19 protein-coding genes are annotated in these 21,239 nt (G+C 63.4%); 13 read left to right on the forward strand and 6 right to left on the reverse strand.

What is annotated here, in order from left to right:
* Position 1: 1 nt before the first annotated feature.
* The 4 genes from fnr to AKL28_RS00265 all read right to left on the reverse strand — a co-directional run bounded on the left by fnr (position 2) and on the right by AKL28_RS00265 (position 4,372).
* Positions 2-847 (reverse strand): fumarate/nitrate reduction transcriptional regulator Fnr, encoded by an 846-nt coding sequence (gene fnr / locus AKL28_RS00250; RefSeq protein ID WP_050466053.1) that lies wholly within the window; start codon positions 845-847, stop codon positions 2-4.
* A 295-nt stretch (positions 848-1,142) separates the two neighbouring features.
* A complete protein-coding gene (locus AKL28_RS00255) occupies positions 1,143-2,222 on the reverse strand; it encodes a fatty acid desaturase (protein ID WP_050466282.1) in 1,080 nt (359 codons plus the stop codon).
* 170 nt (positions 2,223-2,392) lie between these two features.
* Positions 2,393-3,022, reverse strand: a complete 630-nt coding sequence (locus AKL28_RS00260; RefSeq protein WP_082221300.1) for an OmpW/AlkL family protein — start codon at positions 3,020-3,022, stop codon at positions 2,393-2,395.
* Positions 3,023-3,304: 282 nt separating this feature from the next.
* Entirely contained in the window at positions 3,305-4,372 is a 1,068-nt protein-coding gene (locus AKL28_RS00265) for a 1-aminocyclopropane-1-carboxylate deaminase (RefSeq protein WP_050466055.1), read from the reverse strand.
* Positions 4,373-4,566: 194 nt separating this feature from the next.
* On the opposite strand from AKL28_RS00265, the gene AKL28_RS00270 reads away from it, so the two are divergent.
* Both AKL28_RS00270 and pip read left to right on the forward strand, forming a co-directional pair.
* Complete coding sequence (locus AKL28_RS00270; RefSeq protein ID WP_050466056.1) at positions 4,567-5,028, forward strand: Lrp/AsnC family transcriptional regulator; 462 nt, start codon at positions 4,567-4,569, stop codon at positions 5,026-5,028.
* Positions 5,029-5,087: 59 nt separating this feature from the next.
* Positions 5,088-6,074, forward strand: coding sequence for a prolyl aminopeptidase (gene pip, locus AKL28_RS00275; RefSeq protein ID WP_050466057.1), 987 nt, complete (start codon positions 5,088-5,090; stop codon positions 6,072-6,074).
* 171 nt (positions 6,075-6,245) lie between these two features.
* Here pip and AKL28_RS00280 read toward each other — a convergent pair whose 3' ends face one another.
* Positions 6,246-6,752, reverse strand: a complete 507-nt coding sequence (locus AKL28_RS00280) for a MarR family winged helix-turn-helix transcriptional regulator (RefSeq protein WP_050466058.1) — start codon at positions 6,750-6,752, stop codon at positions 6,246-6,248.
* Between the two features lie 114 nt (positions 6,753-6,866).
* Between AKL28_RS00280 and AKL28_RS00285 the strand changes: the two genes are divergently transcribed.
* The 3 genes from AKL28_RS00285 to AKL28_RS00295 are packed head-to-tail and all read left to right on the forward strand — an operon-like array spanning position 6,867 to position 11,079.
* On the forward strand, positions 6,867-8,060 hold the full coding sequence (locus tag AKL28_RS00285; protein WP_050466059.1) for an HlyD family secretion protein: 1,194 nt from the start codon (positions 6,867-6,869) through the stop codon (positions 8,058-8,060).
* Positions 8,057-9,616: an MDR family MFS transporter gene (locus AKL28_RS00290; RefSeq protein WP_050466060.1), complete on the forward strand. Its 1,560-nt coding sequence runs from the start codon at positions 8,057-8,059 to the stop codon at positions 9,614-9,616. The genes AKL28_RS00285 and AKL28_RS00290 overlap by 4 nt, the downstream gene beginning before the upstream one ends.
* An 8-nt stretch (positions 9,617-9,624) precedes the next feature.
* Positions 9,625-11,079: an efflux transporter outer membrane subunit gene (locus tag AKL28_RS00295; RefSeq protein WP_050466283.1), complete on the forward strand. Its 1,455-nt coding sequence runs from the start codon at positions 9,625-9,627 to the stop codon at positions 11,077-11,079.
* A 101-nt stretch (positions 11,080-11,180) separates the two neighbouring features.
* On the opposite strand, the gene AKL28_RS00300 is transcribed toward AKL28_RS00295, so the two are convergent.
* Positions 11,181-12,092 carry a LysR family transcriptional regulator gene (locus AKL28_RS00300; RefSeq protein WP_050466061.1) on the reverse strand — a complete coding sequence of 304 codons (912 nt, stop codon included), beginning with the start codon at positions 12,090-12,092 and terminating at the stop codon, positions 11,181-11,183.
* 326 nt (positions 12,093-12,418) lie between these two features.
* Here AKL28_RS00300 and AKL28_RS00305 point away from each other — a divergent pair, with 326 nt between their 5' ends.
* From AKL28_RS00305 to AKL28_RS00340, 8 genes are all read left to right on the forward strand, one after another.
* Entirely contained in the window at positions 12,419-13,957 is a 1,539-nt protein-coding gene (locus AKL28_RS00305) for an ABC transporter substrate-binding protein (RefSeq protein WP_050466062.1), read from the forward strand.
* Positions 13,958-14,043: 86 nt separating this feature from the next.
* Positions 14,044-14,961: an ABC transporter permease gene (locus tag AKL28_RS00310; protein WP_050466063.1), complete on the forward strand. Its 918-nt coding sequence runs from the start codon at positions 14,044-14,046 to the stop codon at positions 14,959-14,961.
* A gap of 10 nt (positions 14,962-14,971) precedes the next feature.
* A complete protein-coding gene (locus AKL28_RS00315) occupies positions 14,972-15,889 on the forward strand; it encodes an ABC transporter permease (RefSeq protein ID WP_156226195.1) in 918 nt (305 codons plus the stop codon).
* Positions 15,890-15,920: 31 nt separating this feature from the next.
* Positions 15,921-16,931: an ABC transporter ATP-binding protein gene (locus AKL28_RS00320; RefSeq protein WP_050466064.1), complete on the forward strand. Its 1,011-nt coding sequence runs from the start codon at positions 15,921-15,923 to the stop codon at positions 16,929-16,931.
* The gene (locus AKL28_RS00325) at positions 16,928-17,794 is read left to right on the forward strand and encodes an ATP-binding cassette domain-containing protein (protein ID WP_050466065.1); all 867 of its coding nucleotides are present in this window, start codon (positions 16,928-16,930) and stop codon (positions 17,792-17,794) included. Before AKL28_RS00320 ends, AKL28_RS00325 begins: the two co-directional genes overlap by 4 nt.
* A 104-nt stretch (positions 17,795-17,898) precedes the next feature.
* Positions 17,899-19,308, forward strand: coding sequence for a M20 family metallopeptidase (locus AKL28_RS00330; protein ID WP_050466066.1), 1,410 nt, complete (start codon positions 17,899-17,901; stop codon positions 19,306-19,308).
* Positions 19,309-19,341: 33 nt separating this feature from the next.
* Entirely contained in the window at positions 19,342-20,541 is a 1,200-nt protein-coding gene (locus tag AKL28_RS00335) for a M20 aminoacylase family protein (RefSeq protein WP_050466285.1), read from the forward strand.
* A 377-nt stretch (positions 20,542-20,918) separates the two neighbouring features.
* Entirely contained in the window at positions 20,919-21,236 is a 318-nt protein-coding gene (locus tag AKL28_RS00340; RefSeq protein ID WP_050466067.1) for a hypothetical protein, read from the forward strand.
* Positions 21,237-21,239: the final 3 nt, after the last annotated feature.

The raw sequence follows: 21,239 nt of genomic DNA on the forward strand, positions 1-21,239 counted from the left end.
ATCAGGTCGTCGCGCGTGCGCCTGGCGGTACGCAGGCGTCCACGCCGGCAGCCAGCTTCTTCAGTGCCGCGAGGTCCACCACTTCCACATCGCGCTGCTCCACCGCCAATAATCCCTGCTTGCGGAATTTGGAGATCAGGCGGCTGATGCTTTCGATGGTCAGGCCCAGGTAGTTGCCCACATCCTGGCGCGTCATGCGCAATTGGAAGCGGGTCGATGAATAGCCGCGCGCCGCGTAGCGCGAAGACAAATTGACCAGGAAGGCCGCGAAGCGCTGTTCGGCGCGCATGTTCCCCAGCAGCATGATGACGTTCTGCTCGCTGGTGATTTCATGGCTCATGATGCGGTGGAAATGGCGCAGCAGGTGCGGGATCTGGCCGAACAATTGTTCCAGGCGCGCAAACGGGATCTCGCACACTTCGCTGTCTTGCAGGGCCACGGCGTCGCACTGGTGGCGTTCGGTGCTGATGGCATCCATGCCCAGCAGTTCGCCGGGCATCTGGAAGCCGGTGATCTGGCGGTCGCCGTCGAGGTTTTCCTGGTAGGTCTTGAAGTGGCCCACGCGTACTGCGTACAGCGCCGTGAAGCGGTCGCCGATGCGGTACAGGAAATCGTCGCGCGCCACCTTGCGGCGGCCGATGATCTTGTCCAAGCGCTTCATGTCGGACTCGTCCAGGCCCATCGGCAAGCACAACTGGTGCATGCCGCAGGCGGTGCAGCTGCGCAGGGACGAACTGCTGGCGGCTTCGCGCGCAGCGGTCAGGGTCGACACCTGATGCAGCGGAGCGGCAGCGTTGGCAACGGCAGGAGATGCGGCGTTCAGGGCGGAGTGGCAAGACTGGTTCATACGATGTTCCCGGCGGCATGTTGCGATCTTTGATGGTCCCCATTTTAAGTCTGCAGGACAGGCGCGAAGCGGTGCTATTGCGGAATCAGACGGCATTTCTTGCTCCAGATCAAACAAGCGGCAAGTAATCGGGAGAAGTTATCGGCCAGGTGGGCAAGTGCGGGGGGCACAATAAAAAGAAGAGGGAGGGGCGGTCTTGATGGGGGGATTGGGCGGTATCGCGGGGTTACCGGGGATCCGCGACTGCCCTTCCATGCGACCGTCTTGTTGTTGAAAGTTAAACTGCAGGCATTGCTCAGGCCTGGCTTGCCGTGGTTGCCGCCGCGGGCATGTCAGGCATCGGCAACGGCTTGCTGGTGGGGCGGCCGCGGAAGTCGGTCCAGCACAGGCGGTTGAAGTCGTACAGCTTGCAGCGGCGCGCGGTGTCGAAGTACCAGCGCCACGAGAACTTCTGGATCACGATGCGGCCGGGCAGCATGGTTTCCAGTTTCTTCTGCGCCTGCTTCAGGCGGTACAGCGGTACGCTCATGTCCACGTGGTGCGCGGTGTGCTCCATGATGTGGTGCAGCAGCGCGCCCCAGCGGCGGCCGAAGGTCAGGTGCACGGTGGTGGAGACGAAGGGCTGGGCAGCGGCCCAGGTGAGCTTGTCCTGGTACCACGCCACCGAGGTATGCGTGTGGTGCACATAGACCACGAACCCGATCATCGCCTTCCAGAACAGGATGGGAATGGCGAAACCGGTAATGAACAGGCCCCAGAACGACTGGCCGGTGGCCTGCGCCGCCCAGGCCAGGCCGGCGATCCACGCCGCCGCCGCCAGGCTGACCAGCAGACCGTCCCACATGAACTCGGCGCGGCGGGTAGGCATCTGCTTCTTCGAGGGGAAGTACATGCGCTTCCACCACATATCCACCATGTAGTACAGGCCCGGCGCCCAGCCGCTGCGGTAGATGCGCTCCAGGCGCTGGCGCCAGCGCGGCAGGGCGCGGAATTCCTCGATGGTGCGCGGTTGCCAGACGAAGTCGAACCCCTTCAGGTTGGTGTAGCCGTGGTGCACCACGTTATGGCCGATCGCCCACAGGCTGTATGGCGTCAGCGATGGCATGAACAGGATGCGGCCCAGCCAGGTATTGAGTTTGCGGTTGGGAGTGAAGCTCTGGTGGCAGGCATCGTGGCCGAGGATGAACAGGCGGCCGATGACGAAACCGGTTGCCATGCCCAGCAGGATCTTGCCGATCATCCACGGCATCCAGACGATGGCTGCCAGTCCGAGGCCGAACAGGCAGTAATCGATGGCCGACAGCCAGAGCGCGATGGAGGTGCTGCGCTGGCTGATCGGGATCACCCAGGAACGGATGACCTTGCGGTGCGGCATCGGTGCGCCGGGTGCCACCGGCGTGGTATGCGAAGTTGTCGGCATCGTGATGGAACCTCTTCTTGCTATGGAACGGTGGAGCAGGTGAAACGCGCGCTTTAGATATGCAACAGCGCGACCGGTCATCGGGAATGACCGATCGCGCCGCGTCGTGCGTCGGGTACTGGCGATCAGAAGCGATAGCCGACGCCGACGCCGAACAGCCACGGATCGATCTTGACGGTGCTGACCTTGGTGCCGCCGACTTTCACGTCGCTCTGGATCTGGGCTTTCTTGAGATCGAAGTTGATCAGCCAGTGCTTGTCGATCTTGATGTCCAGGCCGGCCTGCAGGGCGCCGCCGATGCTGTGGTTATCCAGCTCGGCCGCGCCGCCCAGCACGTTCACGTTGGAGATGCGGGTGTAGTTGATGCCGGCGCCGACATAAGGCGAAAAGCGCGATTCCGGCGTGAAGTGGTATTGCAGCAGCAGGGTCGGCGGCAGTTGCTTGAAGCTGCCGATGTTCTGGCCGGAGAGGCGGACGTCGTGTTTCTGCGGATAGGTCAGGATCAGCTCAGCCGCGATGTTCGGGGTGAAGAAGTAGCTGATGTCGATTTCCGGGATGGTCTTGGAGCTGACGGTCAGTTGGTCCGATTGGGTAGTCACGCCGGCGACCGGGTCGGACTTGTTGTCGGGGCTGATGTTGACGGCGCGCAGGCGCACCAGCCAGGGGCTTTGCGCTTCCTGCGCGAAGGCGGCGGGAGCGGCAAAGGAGGAAGCGAAAGCCGCAGCGGCGGCAGCGATGGTCACGAGTTTTTTCACGGCTGTTTACCTGACGAGTGATGATGGACGAAAGGTACGCGTGAAGTGAGACAGGGACTTTGATGCTGATCAAGCGGCGGGAATTCGATGGAAACGGAAATGTCGGTGCAATCGGCAAAGATGTAGTGTTTTGCTGCAGGATGATGTGCACTTTGCTCGATACGTTGGAGACGGGCAGCCTCGACGTGCTCTTCTGAACACAGAGTTCAATCCCATTGGGAAATGTAAAAAGCGGCCCGCAATCTTGCGGGCCGCTTTTGTTTTGCAGGTCCTGCTCGCCGCTTATTCCTTGTAACGCGCTTCACGCGCCAGCTTGGTCAGGTTCTCCGGATCTTCGAAGGCCTTGTAATAGGCGTTCAGCGCCGGAGCGCCGCCGAGGTGGGCGTACAGCACGCGCTGGCCCTTGAAGTGGCCCTTCTTGGCCATGTCGATCAGGCCGTCGATGGATTTGCCTTCATACACCGGGTCGGTCAGCATCGCTTCCATTTCGGCGGCGGTGCGGATGGCGGCGATGGTCTGCTCGCTCGGCAGGCCGTAGGCCGGGCCGCTGTAGTCGGGGATGATCTCGATGTCGGCGTCTTTCAACACCACCTTCTTGCCGCCCTTGGAAGCGATCAGCTCGCAGGTGTCGTTGGCGATCTTGGTGACGGCGCGGCGGGTCATCGCTTCGTCGTCGGCGGTGTCGATGCCGATCACGCGGCGGCGCTTTTCCTGCGCGGCGAAGCCAACCACCATGCCGGCTTGCGTCGAACCGGTACAGGTCGCTACCACGATGTTGTCGAAGAAGATGCCCAGCTGCTGCTCCTGCATCGCCACTTCATCGGCGAAGTTGGCGTAGCCCAGGCCGCCCAGCGGGTGGTCCGAAGCGCCTGCAGGAATCGGGTAGGGCTTGCCGCCCTTGGCGCGCACTTCTTCCAGTGCCTTGGCCCAGGTGTCTTTTTCCGTGGTCGAGTAACCGTAGCCGCCCATGATCGGGTTGCCGCCCATGATGCGGGTCAGCAGGATATTGCCGACCTTGTCGTACACCGGGTCGTCCCATTCCAGCCAGGTTTCCTGCACGGTGTATGACTTCATGCCGACCGCTGCCGCGGCGGCGCATACCTGCCGCGTGTGGTTGGACTGGATGTTGCCGATCGAGACCAGGGTGTCGCAGCCCTTGGCCAGCGCGTCGGCCACCAGCCATTCCAGCTTGCGGATCTTGTTGCCGCCGAAGGCCAGGCCGGACGAGACGTCGTCGCGCTTGGCCCAGATTTCGGTGTCGAGCATCGCGGACAGGCGTTCCAGTTTATGGAGGGGGGAGGGGAAGAAGCCCAGCGTCTTGCGCGGGAACAGTTTGTCGAGTGCCAGCATGAGAGTGCTCCGGTTCAGGTTCAGTTCGGGTTCAAAAATGGCTCCGATCCATGTCGAATCGCCGGGATCAACTTTACGCTTGGCGTTTTAAATGGTGCTTCCGAATTTATGAGATTATCTGGTTTGATAAAGTGAAGAAATTTAGTTTGTCGAAATAAAAATCCTTAAATTTAAAAAATAGGGAAATTTTCATCATGTCGCTCGATCGCATGGACAAGCGCATCCTCAAGGCGCTGCAGAAGGACGGCCGCATTGCCAACGCCGAGCTGGCGAAGAAGGTCGGCATGAGCGCCACGGCCTGCTGGAACCACACCAAACGGCTGATGGATGAGGGATATGTGAGGGAAGTGCGCGCCATCCTCGATCCGGAAAAGCTGGGGCTGCCGGTACTGGTGACTGTGGGTGTGGTGCTGGACCGCTCGACGCCGGAAAGCTTCGCCGAGTTCGAGAAGGCAGTGCGCGATATCGCGGCCGTGCAGGAGTGCCTGCTGCTGGCCGGCGAATTCGATTACTGGATCAAGCTGCGCGTGAAAGACCTGCAGGCCTTCAACCGGCTGCATGCCAACGTGCTGCTGCGCCTGCCGGGCGTGCGCCAGTTGCGTTCCTTCTTTGTGCTCAATGAAGTCAAGAACAGCTACGAACTTGTGGTCGAGTGAAGGATCTGCGGACAAGACCTATACTGTTTGCTTGTATCCCACCCACGAGGATTTCACCAATGACATCTGCCGCCACCCCTGCCTCATCATCCGAATCGCAACTGCGCACGTTCTACCCGCCCATCGAGCCTTACGACAAGGGCTTGCTGGATGTGGGCGATGGCCATCGCGTGTATTGGGAGGTGTGCGGCAATCCGCACGGCAAGCCGGTGGTGTTCCTGCATGGCGGCCCCGGCGGTGGCAGCGGCCCTTCGCACCGGCGCCTGTTCAATCCGGAGAAATACCGCATCGTGCTGTTCGACCAGCGCGGTTGCAGACGTTCGCTGCCGCATGCCTACCTGGAAGCCAATACCACCTGGGATCTGGTGGCCGATATCGAACGCCTGCGCGAGATGCTCAAGATCGGGAAGTGGCAAGTGTTCGGCGGCTCCTGGGGCAGCACGCTGGCGCTGGCCTATGCCCAGACCCATCCCGAGCGCGTGACCGAGCTGGTGTTGCGCGGCATCTTCCTGCTGCGCAAGGCAGAACTGGATTGGTACTACCAGGAGGGCGCGTCGTGGATGGCGCCGGATCGCTGGGATGAATTCCTGGCGCCGATTCCCGAGGCCGAGCGCGGCGACCTGGTGACCGCTTACCGCAAGCGCCTGACCGGCGCCGACGAGGCCGCCAAGCTGGAAGCGGCGCGCGCCTGGAGCCGTTGGGAGGCCAGTACCATCACGCTGGTGCCCGACGAGAAGATGATCGATTCCTTCAACGACGCCTTGTTCGCACTGGCCTTTGCGCGCATCGAGAACCATTACTTCTTCAATCGCGGTTTCATGGAAGAAGGGCAGTTGCTGGCCAATGCCTCGCGACTGAAGGGGATACCGGGGGTGATCGTGCAGGGGCGTTATGACCTGGCGACGCCGGCAAGGTCGGCATGGGATCTGGCCAAGGCCTGGCCGGATGCGCAATTGCACCTGATCGGCAGTGCCGGACATGCCTATAGCGAACCGGGGATACTGGATAAGCTGATCCGGGCTACCGATGAGTTTGCGGATCGGTGAAATGATGGGGATGTGACGTTGCTGTGCAAACGGCAAGCGCCGTCGTCCTGACGAAAGTCAGGACCCGGCGGCGTTGAGCGTCTCTCCTGTCCGCATTCAAAGCGCACAGCTGTCCATCCGACCTGTCAACAATCTCAAGCGATTGCGGCCACGTCCACCGCCGCAATCCGCTTACTTTTTCTTGCGCCGGGTACCGTCTTCCGGTTTTGCGGCGGCAACCTCTTCCGCCAGCTCCTGCTCCAGTTCCCCCAGCCTGCTGTTGAGCTTGCCCAGCAACTGGGCGAGCTGGGCGGTTTCCTTCTTGTCCAGAACCTCGAACAACTGCTGCCCAAAGCGTTTGCGCGCCGGTTCGGATGCGCACAACACTTCCTCTCCCAATGGCGTCAATGAGATTTGCTTGACCCGGCGGTCGGCGGGATCGACCACGCGTTCGACCAGGCCGTCACGTTCCAGGCCATCGACTGCCTCGGTGATGGTGCGCGGGGCGAAGCCGAAGGCGCCGGCCAGGTCGGTGGAGCGGACTTTTCCGCTGCGCTGGATGACGGCCATGATCTTGGTGCGCGCGAACGATGCGCCCTGCGCCGCCATCAGTTTGTCGAGGGTGCGGTGCGAGCGCAGGTAGAAGTCGCGCAGCGCTTCGGCGGCTTCGGTGTAGTCGTTTGTAAAGGTGGTGGACATAATTTTCTCGGATGCCATATCATATGGTACCTCATTAATTCACTCAATAGCCTGTTTCCACTCGATTTGTAAGTAATCCCGGCAACGCCGGGGCCCCCGATATCAGGATAAAAAATGACAGACGCCACAACAAGCACAGCCGGAGCAGGGCAGGACAACGGCAACAATGGAAGCAACGGCAAGGCCAAGAAACGCATGAGTCCCCGCGCCAGGTTCATCTTGCGCTCGTTGATGGCGGTCGCGCTGGTCATCATTGCGGCCTGGATCATTTACTACCAGTTCCGCGGCAAATATCTGGAGAGCACCAACGATGCCTTCGTCTACGCCGACAGCGTGACGGTGGCGCCCAAGGTATCGGGCTACGTCGAGCAGGTGTTCGTGGCCGACAACCAGGATGTGAAGGCCGACCAGCCGCTGGTGCGCATCGACCCGCGCGACTATTCGGCGCAGGCCGCCCAGTCCAAGGCGCAGATCGATGCCGCCGCCGCCAGTGAAGATGCCGCCAAGGCGCAACTGGCCGAGCAGAACGCGGCAATCGACCAGGCCAAGGCACAGCTGGCGTCGGCCGAAGAGGATGCCCGTTTCGCCACCTCGGAAGTCGAGCGTTACACGCCGCTGGCGGCATCGGGCGCTGAAACCCGCGAGCGCCTGACCACGCTGCGCAACCAGATGGCGCAGGCCAAGGCCAGCGTCGCCACCCGCCGTGCCGCGCTGGATGCGGCCCGGCTGCGCGTGCATTCGCTCCAGGCCCAGGTGCGCCAGGCCCAGGCCCAGGGCGAGACCGCCAAGGCCCAATATGACGCCGCCAGCGTCAACCTCGGGGCGACCGAAATCCGCGCCAGCGTCGACGGCCGCATTGGCGACAAGCAGGTACGCGTCGGCCAGTTCGTCTCGGCCGGCACGCGCATGATGACGGTGGTGCCGACCAACTTCTACGTCACCGCCAACTACAAGGAAACCCAGATCGGCCTGATGCGCATCGGCCAGCCTGCCGTGATCAAGATCGACGCCTTGCCCGGCATCGAATTCCAGGGCCATGTGGAAAGCATCTCGCCGGGTACCGGCGCGCAGTTCTCGCTGCTGCCGCCGCAGAACGCTACCGGCAACTTCACCAAGATCGTCCAGCGCGTGCCGGTGCGCATCGCTGTCGATGCCTCGGCGCAGGATCGCAAGGTGTTCGTGGCCGGCTTGTCGGTGACGGTGGAGGTCAACACTATCGCCGCCAAGGACGAGCTGCGCGAACACCGTGAGCGCAACAGCGAAGCCAATGCCGGCGTCGACCAGAAGCCGGCCAGGGAGGTACGTTGAACGCCGCTGCCAAACCATCTGCGGGAGCGAGCGGCGAGAAGGCCGATGCCGCCGCCTGGCTGGCGGTGGCGGCCGGCACGCTGGGCGCGCTGATGGCGACGCTGGACATTTCCATCGTCAACTCCTCGCTGCCCACCATCCAGGGCGAGATCGGCGCTTCCGGCACCGAAGGCACCTGGATTGCCACCGCCTACCTGGTGGCGGAGATCGTGATCATCCCGATGTCGGCCTGGCTGGAGCGCCTGTTCGGGCTGCGCATCCTGCTGCTGTCGGCGGCCAGCCTGTTCACGCTGTTCTCGGTGCTGTGCGGCCTGTCGACCACCTTGCCGATGATGATCGTCGGCCGGATCGGCCAGGGCTTCACCGGCGGCGCGCTGATCCCTACCGCCATGACCATCATCGCTACGCGCCTGCCGCGTTCGCAGCAGCCGGTGGGCAATGCCATGTTCGGTGCCACCGCCATCCTCGGGCCGGTGCTGGGGCCGGTGCTGGGCGGCTGGCTGACCGAGAACGTCAGCTGGCACTACGCCTTCTTCATCAACCTGCCGGTGGGCGCAGCGCTGATCACCTTGCTGCTGGTGGCGATTCCTTATGAGCGCCCCAAGTTCGAACAACTGGCCGAGGCCGACTGGCTCGGCATCCTCGGCCTGGCGCTGGGCCTGGGTGGGCTGACCGTGGTGCTGGAAGAGGGCGAGCGCGAGCAGTGGTTCTCCTCGCCGGATATCCGCTGGCTGGCGCTGACCTCGGTGGTCGGCTTCATCCTGCTGGGCATCGGCCAGGTGCGGGCGAAGCATCCGGTGATCCAGTTGCGCCTGCTGCGCGACCGCCAGTTCGGTTCGGTGGTGATGATGGCCATGATCGTCGGCGTGGCGCTGTATGGCACGGCCTATGTGATCCCGCAGTTCCTGGCGGGCATCGCCGGCTACAACTCGCTGCAGTCGGGCGTGATCGTGCTGCTCTCGGGCGTGCCGATGATCCTGATGATGCCGTTCACGCCGATGCTGATGCGGCGCGTCGATATCCGCCTGGCAGTCGGCACCGGCTTCTTGCTGCTGGCGCTGTCGGCTTTCATCGAGACCGACCTGAGCCCATTGTCATATGGCGGCTCCTTCATCGCCTCGCAGCTGATGCGCGGCGTCGGCACGGTGCTGGCCATGCTGTTCCTGAACCAGGCGGCGATCCGCTCGGTACCGCCTTCGCAGGCGGGCGATGCTTCCGGCCTGTACAGCGCGGCGCGCAATTTGGGCGGTTCGCTGGCGCTGGCCAGCATCGCCGTGATCCAGGACCAGCGCCTGTGGCTGCACAGCCGGCGGCTGGAAGAGAGTCTGTCGGCCAACTCCGAGCTGGTGCAATCGACCATCGCCGCCCAAGGCCACTTGCTGGGCGGGCAGGACACCGCGATCCGCCTGCTGGGCTCCACCATCCAGGTGCAGGCATTGACCATGACGTACGCCGACCTGTTCTGGCTGCTGGGCGTGGCGATCCTGTGTGTGACGCCGCTGGTGCTGTTTCTGCGCCCCTTGCCGACCCATGCGGCTCCGGTGACTACTCATTGATGAACATCATGCAAACGACAACACTTCACACTCACTGCATTCCGCGCCTGGTTGCGCTGGCGGCTGCCGCCTTATTGGCCGGCTGCGCCCTGGGGCCCGACTACGCCGGCCCGCCGGACGCTGCGCCGCATGCCGCGCAGAACGGGCATTTCGTGCGCGGCGACGCGTCATCCACGGCGGCCATGCCGTCCAACCGCTGGTGGGAGGGTCTCAACGATCCGATCCTCAACAGCCTGGTGCAGCGCGCGCTGGAGGCCAACCCCAACCTGGGTGCGGCGCGTGCGCGGCTGCAGCAGTCGCGCGCCGCGCTCAACCTGGAACAGGCTAATGCACTCCCCAGCGTGGGTGCATCGGCCCTGGCGGCGCATGCGCGCCTGCCGCCGCTGAACCTTGGCGGTTTGTCCAGCTCTTCCGGTTCATCCACCAGCGCCAACCTGTATAGCCTGGGGTTTGACGCCACCTGGGAAGTGGATCTGTTCGGCGCCCACAAGCGTTCGATACAGGCCGCGGGCGCCAGCGCCGAAGCCGCCCAGGCCACGCTGGCCGATGTGCAGGTCAGCCTGGCGGCTGAAGTGGCCAATGCCTATATCAACCTGCGCGACCGTCAGCAGCGGCTGGCATTGGGCGATGAATCGATCCGCGCGCAGGAGCAGATGCTGGGGTTGACCAGCCAGCGCGTGGAACGCGGCACCGCCTCCAGCCTGGACCTGATCCGCATGCAGAACCAGCTTGACGGCACCCGCGCCGACCTGGTGCCGCTGCAGGCGGATAAAGAGGCTTACCTGAACCAGCTCGCCACGCTGGCGGGCCAGGAACCTGGCGCACTGGATGCCGAACTGGCATTGGCCGCGCCGGTACCCTTGCCGCCGGCCGAAGTGGCGGTGGGCGATCCGACCTCGCTCTTGCGCCGCCGTCCCGATATCCGGGCCGCCGAGCGTACGCTGGCCGCCGACACTGCCAAGATCGGGCAGGCCGAGGCGGCGAAGTATCCCAGCCTAAAGCTGTTGGGCATCATCGGCCTGGGGGGAACGCATCCTTCCGACCTGACCAGGCTGGATGACTTCGCCGCCATCGGTGCGCCCATGCTGAGCTGGAACTTCCTCGACTTCGGCCGCGCCAGGTCGCGCGTCACCCAGGCCGAGCGTGTGCGCGATGAAGCCGAAATGAAGTATCGCCAGACCGTGCTCGACGCATTGCGCGATGCCGAGGATTCGCTCTCGCGCTTCCGCTATGGACGCGTGACCGTGGCCACCGTGGCGCGCACCAAGGTGTCGGCCGACCGCGCGCTGGAACTGGCGCGCCAGCGCTATGCGGCAGGCACCGGTACCCTGATCGACGTGCTGGATACCACGCGCCAGCAGATCACCGCACAGCAGAACCTGCTGCAGGCCGAGGCGGCGTTGACGCGCAGTTTCGTCGGTATCCAGAAAGCGCTGGGGCTGGGGTGGTCGGACGAGGGCTAATCCGGGAACTCTCGACTGGCATTGCCCAGTATGCGCACCATAGAAAAAGCCGTGACGGAAAATTCCGTCACGGCTTTTTTCATTGAACCGGACAAAGATTCTTACAGATCCTTGGCAAGGTCAGCCACCAGATAATCGAGGAAGATTTCCACGCTGCGCGGCAGGGTGCGTCCGGCCAGCGTCTGCACTTCGACGAAACGGCCGTCGCTGGGGCAATCGCGGATCGGGCGGATGGTCAGTTCACCGCTGGCGATGCGATAGCGTACCGTCACTTCACCGGTGATGGACAGGGCATCATTATCGAGCAGGTAATTGTGCAGGGACTGGATGTAGTTGCTGGTCATCACCGGTTCGATCGCCACATGCTGGCGGCTGCAGGCGATATCGAACAACTGGCGCAGCGTGGTGGTGGGGTCAGGCAGCGCCATCGGATAGGCGCGGATCTGCGACACCGAAACCTGGCGGAAGCGCGCCAGCGGATGGTCGTGCCGCATCACCAGCGAGATCGGTCCCGGCTGGCGGTGCACCACCTTGATTTCCGGCTCCGGCAGGCGCGCGAACGTCAGGCCGATGTCGGCGTTGCCCTCGCGCACCTGGCGCGATACCGCGGCCGGGGCGCCGACGAAGAGCTGGAATACGAAGCCGGGATACTTTTTCTGGAAAGCATTGATCAGGCGCGGCAGGAAATCGATGGCGAAACCTTCCGACGATGCCAGCCTTACGCGGCCGCTGCGCAACCCTTTCAGGGCCTGCAGGTCGGCTACCACGCGGTCGGCCTCCAGCGCCACCTTGCGCGCGTGCGCAGCCAGCATTTCACCGCCGGCCGAGAGCTCCATGCCGCGCGGCTTGCGTTCGAACAACACGGTATCGAGGGCATCTTCCAGGCTGCTGATCTGGCGGCTGATGGCCGAGCTGGCCACATTGAGCCGTTGTGAAGCCTCGCTGATCGAGCCGCAACGCACGACTTCCAGGAAGTAGCGCAGGGCAGTGTCTTGCAGGTGCTGCGATTTCATCGTGGACCTCTTTTATGCCGATTGATGAAGTGCATTCAGGGTGCTGCAAAAAGATTTGCATGGTTTATTTGGTGCAGTCTTCACGGCTTTGGTGCGTCGCCAGACAAAACGTCGGGGCCGAAAATGCTGCATCTGCGTGGCAAGCCGTGGCCCTGCTGCGATGCTGGCTTTCAAGGTATCCATACATTGTGGTGCACAAATCGAGCCATCTCTTTTTGGCAACGAAGGCATAGAAATTTGATTATTGCGGCATCGATAAAGACCGGCCTAGTATGCCCTCGACGTCGCTGTTTTTTCAAACATTTCTCTTTCACGAAGGGGTTGGGATGAACGCAATGAAGACATCTTTATTGGCCTGGTCGCGATGTGCATTGCTGGTGGCAGGCGCCGCCGCATCGTTTTCCGCGATGGCCAACAAGGCCAACGACACACTGGTGTATGCGTCCGACAGCGAAGTCGAAAACATCAGCCAGTACCACAACAACCTGCGTGAAGGCGTGATCCTGGCCCACCTGATCTGGGACACCCTGATCTACCGCGACCCCAAGACCAACGAGTACAAGCCGCAACTGGCCACTGCCTGGAAGTGGGAGTCGCCCACGGCGCTGGTGCTGGATTTGCGCCAGGGCGTGCAATTCCAGAACGGCGACAAGTTCAGCGCCGACGACGTGGTGTTTACCTTCAACTATGTGGTGTCGCCCGAGTCGAAGGCGGTCACGCGCCAGAACACCGACTGGATCAAGAGCGCCGACAAGCTGGGCGACTACAAGGTACGCATCAACCTGAAGGCGCCGTTCCCGGCAGCGCTCGAATACCTGGCCGGCCCGCTGCCGGTCTATCCGGCGGCTTACTTCAAGAAGGTCGGGCTGGACGGTTTCGCCAAGGCGCCGATCGGCACCGGCCCTTACAAGGTGACCAGTGTGACGCCGGGGCAGGGCGTGACCCTGGTGAAGAACGCCGGCTACTTCAAGGACAGCCCACAGGGGCAGCCCAGCATCGGCAATATCAAGTTCGTGGTGATCCCCGATCCGGAAACCCGTGCGGCGCAACTGATGACCGGCGCCATCGACTGGATCTGGCGCGTGCCGCCCGACCAGGCCGATTCGCTCAAGACCAATCCCAAGCTGGCGGTGCAAAGCGGCGAGACCATGCGCGTGGGCTTCCTTACGCTGGATACCACCGGTTCATCCTCGCCCAATTCGCCGTTCAAGGACCTGCGCGTGCGCCAGGCGGTCAACCATGCGATCAACCGCAAGGGTTACGCCGACAACCTGATGCGCGGCGGCAGCCAGCCGGTCTACACCGCCTGCTTCCGCACCCAGTTCGGCTGCGATAGCAACGCCGCCATCAAGTTCGACTACAACCCGGCCAAGGCCAAGGAACTGCTGGCGGCGGCCGGCTATCCCAACGGCTTCGACACCGACATCTACGCCTACCGCGAACGCGAGGTGGCCGAAGCCATCATTGGCGACCTGCATAAGATCGGCATCCGCGCACGCCTGCATTACATGAAGTTCGCAGCCCTGCAAAACGAATACCGCAGCGGCAAGACCCCGATGAGTTTCTATTCCTGGGGCTCGTTCTCGATGAACGATACCTCGGCCTTCGCTGGCGTCTACTTCAAGGGCAGTGCCGACGACATCACCAAGGACCCGCAATTGCAGCAATACCTGCAGATCGCCGACTCCTCGATCGACCCGGCGGTGCGCAAGGCCAACTACACCAAGGCGCAGGAGTTGATCTCCAAGCAAGCCTATGTGGCGCCGATGTTTTCGTATTCGACGTTCTATGCCTACAACGCGCAGTTGAAGTTCCAGGGCTATCCGGATGAACTGCCCCGTTTCTACGAGGCCAGCTGGAAATAAGGTTGCGGCCGGGCAGGCCTGCAATTTGCAAGCACTGTCCGGCGCATCCCGCGCAGCTCCGCTCACCCATCACAGGGAACGCCGCCATGTTGATATTCATCCTGCGCCGTCTGGCCATCGCCCTGTGCGTGGCGCTGACGGTGTCCATCGTCAGTTTCTCGCTGCTGCACATGTCGGGCGACCTGGCCACCGCCATTGCCGGGCCTGAATCCAGCGCCGCCCAGGTCGAGCAGATCCGCGTGCAGTTCGGCCTGGACCGGCCGATGACCACGCAGTACGTGGACTGGCTTGCCAAGGCGGTGCACCTGGACTTCGGCAATTCGTTCTACTTCAACGGCCCGGTGATGGAAATGATCGCCGAGCGCTTGCCGATCACCTTCAAGCTGGGCGGCAGCGCCTTGCTGCTGGCGATCCTGGTGGCCATTCCGCTGGGCGTGCTGGCGGCCATCTACCGCGACACCTGGCTTGACCGCATTGCACTGATGATCGCCGTGGTCGGCCAGGCCATGCCCAGTTTCTGGTTCGGCCTCACGCTGATCCTGATTTTCGCCGTCACGCTGCACTGGCTGCCGGTGGCCGGCAATGAAAGCTGGCAGCACTTCATCCTGCCGGCGGTGGCATTGGGCTACTACGCCATGCCGGCGATGATGCGCCTGACCCGTTCCGGCATGCTGGAAGTGCTGGGTTCGGACTACATCCGCACTGCCCGCGCCAAGGGGCTGTCCAAGTCAAAGGTGGTGTTCAAGCATGCGTTGCGCAATGCTGTGATCCCGGTGGTGGCGCTGGCGGCGGTGGAGCTGGGCTTCATGCTGGGCGGCTCGGTGGTGATCGAATCGGTCTACTCGATGCAGGGCCTGGGCCAGCTGGCCTGGGACGCCATCTCGCGCAACGACTATCCGGTGGTGCAGGCGGTGGTGCTGATCATCGCCATGTTCTACATCGGCCTGACCTTCCTGGCCGACATCATCAATGCGCTGCTCGATCCGCGCATCCGCACCCGCTGAAGGAGCCGACATGACCACCACATCCTCCGCCCTGCAACCGGGCGCGCTGCTGCAAGGCGCATTGAAGCCGGCGCCGGCCTGGCGCCGCAAGCTCAACCGCTTCCTGGGCCATCGCGGCTTGACGCTGGGCGCGGCCGTGCTGCTCCTGATCGTGCTGGCGGCAGTCTTTGCGCCGCTCCTGGCGCCGCATGACCCGTTCAATCAGGATGTGTCGGCGCGGCTGATCCCGCCGGTCTGGAACGCGCAGGGCAGCTGGGAGCACATTCTCGGCACCGACAAGCTGGGCCGCGATTACCTGTCGCGGCTGATCTACGGCGCCCGCGTGTCGCTGATGATCGGTATTGCGGCGGCACTCATTTCGGGCTTGATCGGCACCACGCTGGGCGTACTGGCCGGTTACTTCGGCGGCCGCACCGACGCCGTCATCAGCTACCTGATCACCACCCGCCTGGCCATGCCGGTGGTGCTGGTGGCGCTGGCGATGGCATCGCTGGTGGGCGGTTCGCTCAAGGTGGTGATCATCCTGCTGGGCCTGTTGCTGTGGGACCGTTTCGCGGTGGTCACGCGCTCGGCCACGCAGCAGATCCGCGACGCCGAATTCATCGCCGCGGCCAAGGCCATCGGCGCTTCCACGCCCTACATCCTGGTGCGTGAGATCCTGCCCAACATCATGGGGGTGCTGATCGTGGTGGTGACGCTGGAGATGGCCCACGCGATCCTGCTGGAAGCCACGCTGTCCTTCCTTGGCCTGGGTGTGCAGCCGCCCACTCCGTCGTGGGGGCTGATGGTGTCGGAAGGCAAGTCCTACATGTTCTTCAAGCCGTGGGTGATCGTCATCCCCGGCCTGGCGCTGGCGGTGCTGGTGCTGGCCATCAACCTGGTGGGCGACGGCATCCGCGACATCAATGCGCCCGACGGCCGCAACTGAGCCGCAACCGATTGCAGTCAAGGAGAAAGCCATGAGCGTATTGCTGGATGTGAAAAACCTGAAGGTCGACCTGCCCACCGAAAACGGCATGCTGCATGCGGTGCGCGGCATCGACTTCCAGGTGCGGCGCGGCGAGATGCTGTGCCTGGTCGGCGAATCCGGCTGTGGCAAGTCGATGACTTCGCTGGCGCTGATGGGCCTGTTGCCGCGCAAGGCGCAGTGCAGCGCCGACCATATCCTGTTCGACGGCGCCGACCTGAACGGCATGTCCGAGAAGCAGCTGATGCAGCTGCGCGGCAAGCGCATGGCGATGATCTTCCAGGAGCCGATGACCTCGCTCAATCCCGCCTACACGCTGGGAAACCAGCTGTGCGAGGCAATGCTGCAGCAGCCGCACGTCACCCGCGCCGAGGCGCGCGAGCGGGCGATCTACCTGTTGCACCGCACCGGCATCGCCAACGCCGAAGACCGGTTGCGCCAGTATCCGCACCAGTTGTCCGGCGGCCTGCGCCAGCGCGTGATGATCGCCATGTCGCTCATGTGCGGTCCCGACCTGATCATCGCCGACGAGCCGACCACCGCGCTGGACGTGACCATCCAGGCGCAGATCCTGCGCATGATCCGCGAGCTGCAGCAAGAGTTCGGCACGGCCGTAGTCTTCATTACACACGATCTCGGCGTGGTCTCGCGCATCGCCGACCGCGTGGCGGTGATGTATGCGGGGCAGGTGGTCGAGACTTCCGATGTCGGCCAATTGTTCGAGCAGCCGCGCCATCCGTACACGCGCGGCCTGCTCAACTGCATTCCGGTGCGCGGCAAGACGCCGCCGGGCAGCCGCCTGCAAGCCATCCCCGGCGTGGTGCCCAGCCTGGTGGGCAACGTCGCCGGCTGTACCTTTCGCAACCGCTGTACGCTGGCCGATGCCGGCTGCGAGGCCGAGCCGCCGATGGCGGCGTGCGGCAGCGACGGGCATCCGCACTATGCGCGCTGCCACAAGCCGGACGCGCTGACGCAAACCGAAGAGATGGAGGTGCTGGCATGAACATGGGCGATCTGGGAAAATTTTTGCCGGCCGAACCGCCGGCCCCCACTGGCGACATTGCGCTGGAGTTGTGCGCGCTGTCCAAGGTGTACCAATTGAAGCGCGGCCTGTTCAAGGCGCCGGTGGCGCTGAAGGCGGTCGATGACGTGTCGCTGCGCTTGTACCGCGGCGAGACGCTGGGACTGGTGGGCGAGTCCGGTTGCGGCAAGAGCACGCTGGCCAAGATGCTGCTGGGCCTGCTGGAGCCGACCTCGGGCAATGTGCTGGTCAACGGCCAGGAGGTCGACCCGACCAGGCGCCGCGACAATGCGCGCCATATCCAGCCGATTTTCCAGGATCCGTATTCGTCGCTCAACCCGCGCAAGACCGTGGCGCAGATCGTCGGCCTGCCGCTGAAGCTGCATGGCATCGGCAAGGCTGCCGAGCAAGAGAAGGCGGTGCGCCGGATTCTCGACCTGGTGGGCATGCCCGAGCGCACCTATGGGCAGTATCCGAACCAGCTGTCCGGCGGCCAGCGCCAGCGCGTGGCGATTGCGCGTGCGCTGATCCTGCGGCCCGACATCCTGATCTGCGACGAGCCGACCTCGGCGCTGGATGTGTCGGTACAGGCGCAGATCCTGAACCTGCTGCTGGACCTGAAGGCCGAGTTCGGGCTGACCTACCTGTTCATCAGCCATGACCTGGGTGTGGTGGAGCATCTGGTGGACCGGGTGGCGGTGATGAACAAGGGCTGCATTGTCGAGCTGCAGACGCGCGAGAAAATTTTCAGCGATGCCCAGCATCCCTATACCCGCATGCTGCTGGCTTCGGCGCTCACGCCGGAGCCGGGCCGGGGTATCCCCGAACTCGCCGCGGCCGCCTGAACGACGCCATCGCAACCGAACGAAATGCACGACGCCGAAGCGGGCAGGGAGATCTGCCGCCGTCGCCGATGAATGAATTGAACCAGACCCAGAGGAGAATCAGCATGAGCAGAGCACAAGCCATCGCCGGCGTGGAAGCGTATTTCGATGACGGCCGTTTCATGGAAACGATGAAAAAGCGCGTCGCCATCCGCACCGAGAGCCAGGAGCCGGCCAGTCGCCCCATCCTGTACGACTATCTCCATCTGGAGATGGCGCCCTACCTGGAGAGCCTGGGCTTTACCTGCGAGGTGGTGGACAGTCCGCTGCCTGGCGGCAGCCCGTTCCTCATCGCCGAACGGATGGAAGCAGCAGCGTCATTCACGCTCCTGACCTATGGCCACGGCGATGTCGTGCGCGGTTACGACAAGCAATGGCGCACCGGCCTGTCGCCTTGGGAAATCGTGGTCGACGGCGACCGTTGGTATGGCCGCGGCACCGCCGATAACAAGGCGCAGCACACGATCAACCTGGCTGCGCTGGAAGAGGTCATCAAGGCGCGCGGCGGCAAGCTGGGCTACAACGTCAAGGTGATTCTGGAAATGGGCGAGGAGACCGGCTCGCCCGGCCTGAATGCGGTTTGCCAGGCATATGCCGGGCGCCTCAAGGCGGATGTCTTCATCGCTTCCGATGGGCCGCGCGTGAACGCGCCTACGCCGACCATGTTCCTCGGCTCGCGCGGCGGCTGCAATTTCGACCTCACGGTCAACCTGCGCGACGGCGGCCACCATTCCGGCAATTGGGGCGGTTTGCTGCGCAATCCGGGCGTGCGCCTGGCCAATGCGATCGCGTGCCTGGTGGATGGACGCGGCCGCATCCGTGTACCCAGCCTGTTGCCGGATGCGTTCCCGCAGAGCGTGCGCAATGCGCTGGCCGAGGTCAAGGTTGGCGGCGGCCCCACCGATCCCGAGGTCGATGCCGAATGGGGCGAGCCCGGCATGACGCCGGCCGAGCGCGTGTTCGGCTGGAATACGCTGGAGGTGCTGGCCTTCAAGACCGGCAATCCGGAGGCGCCGGTCAACGCCATCCCCGGCCACGCCAGCGCGCATTGCCAGATCCGTTTCGTGGTCGGCAGCGATGACCGCAACTTCATCGCCAACATCCGCGCCCATCTCGACGCGCATGGCTACAGCGACGTGGGCGTGGCGCTGTCGGGCGTGCAGTTCGCCGCCACCCGCCTCGATCCGGATGACGAATGGGTGCGCTGGGGGCTGGCTTCGATGCAGGAGACCAGCGGCAAGAAGCCCACGCTGCTGCCCAACCTGGGCGGCTCGCTGCCCAACGATGTGTTTTCCGAAACGCTGGGGCTGCCGACGCTGTGGGTGCCGCACTCGTATCCGGCTTGCTCACAGCACGCGCCTAACGAGCATATACTGGCCAGCGTATCGCGCGAGTCGCTGCAGGTGATGGCGGGGCTGTTCTGGGATCTGGCAGAGCAAGGCACGCAAGTCATGGCGCGCCGTGCGGTTGCATGACTGCATTCCTGAATTCACCGGAGAACAAGATTGATTGACGCCAATGCCGCCAAGGCCTATTGCCGGGTCGACGACCTGGACGATATCCGGGAAGACATCGTCGGCATCCGCCGCCATCTCCACCAGCATCCCGAGCTTTCCTTCCAGGAGGCGGATACGGCGACGCTGGTGGCTGCGCGATTGGAAGAGTGGGGTTACGCGGTCACGCGCGATATTGGCGGCAACGGCCTGGTGGGCACGCTGCGCGCCGGCAGCAGCACGCGCAGCATCGGCTTGCGGGCCGACATGGATGCCTTGCCCATTGCCGAGCAGACGGGACTGCCATATGCCAGCCGCAACCACGGCACCATGCATGCCTGCGGCCATGACGGCCATACCGCCATGCTGCTGGGGGCGGCACGCCACCTGGCGCGCACGCGCAATTTCGACGGCACGCTGAACCTGATTTTCCAGCCGGCCGAGGAAGCGGGTTTCAACAGCGGCGCCCAGAAGATGCTGGAAGACCGCCTGTTCGAACGTTTCCCCTGCGACGCGGTGTTCGGCATCCACAACCATCCGGGCGTGGCGGCCGGCACCTTCATGTTCCGCAGCGGGCCTTTCATGGCGGCGTGCGATACGGTCAAGATCAGGATCGTCGGCAAGGGCAGCCATGCGGCGCGCCCGCACCTGTCGGTCGATCCGGTGGTGACGGCGGCCAGCCTGGTGATGGCGCTGCAGACGGTGGTTGCGCGCAATGTCGATCCGATGGAAACGGCGGTGATCACGGTCGGCTCGCTGCATGCCGGGAATGCCTCCAACGTGATCCCGGAGTTTGCGACCATGGAGCTCAGCGTGCGCTCCTTCAAGCCCGAAGTGCGCGAGCTGCTGGAAGTGCGCATCCGCGCGCTGGCCGAGACGCATGCCGCCAGCTACGGCGCACGCGCCGAGATCGATTACCTGCGCGGTTATCCGGTACTGGTCAACAGCGATGCCGAGACCGAGTTCGCGCGCAGCGTGGCCGTTGAGCTGGTGGGCGAGGAGCACGTGATCGCGCCGTTCGGCCCGATCGCCGGCAGCGAGGATTTCGCCTATTTCCTGCAGCAGCGTCCCGGTTGCTTCTTGCGGGTGGGGAACGGCCAGGGCCAGCTGATGCTGCATAACGCACACTATGATTTCAACGACGAGAACATCCCGGTCGGCGCCGCCTATTGGACCCGCCTGGTGGAGCGCTGGCTGGCAATCCAGCCGGGTTGAACGGCTGGAAAGCTGCGCCGGCACTGCTTATTCCGCCGGCGAATAAGCGCATGACGAATGCTTTGTTCCGTATGCAAGGGGGCTTCGATATAGTGAATCCGTCTCCTCAATAACCTCTTGGACTTGGACATTGAGTTTGAACCCGCCACGCGCAAGCCTGGCGGGTTTTCTTTTTGCGCGCCCGGTTTTCAGGTTTTTCCTGATGTGGCGCGCATGCCATACCTCTGCCCAACGTCAGGAATTCCCCGATGGTTGCCGGTAGGGTAAATGCCTACCATGAGCATCAATGAAACGCGGTCTGTAGCTCCGGATTTCGAGATGGGAATGCCGAATTGCAATATAGACCTCTTGCGAATGAATGTTGATGGGAGGCCGTCATGACGATCGTCGCCGAATCCGTACCCGGTGAAATTACCTTGATGTTTATCAGCTATCTGCTGTTTTGCACCGTCTTGATATACCTGTTTGTGATGACCGACCGCGAATGGGGCCGTCTGGAAGTGTCGTTGGACGACGCCGGCAAGCGTGGGCCGGAACAGGCGGCGGCTTCGACTTTTTCATCCCACGAAGCCGGCATCGATCCCGAGTGGGCATTTGCCGAGGTGGATGTTGGCCGGTCGCTGCGCCATTGCGCGCAACACCATCCCCTGAATTGCTCCTGCTTTTTGCAAGGGCAGCCTAAGGAAGAGGCTTGAACG

Source organism: Herbaspirillum chlorophenolicum, from assembly GCF_001189955.1.
Taxonomy (GTDB): domain Bacteria; phylum Pseudomonadota; class Gammaproteobacteria; order Burkholderiales; family Burkholderiaceae_D; genus Herbaspirillum; species Herbaspirillum chlorophenolicum.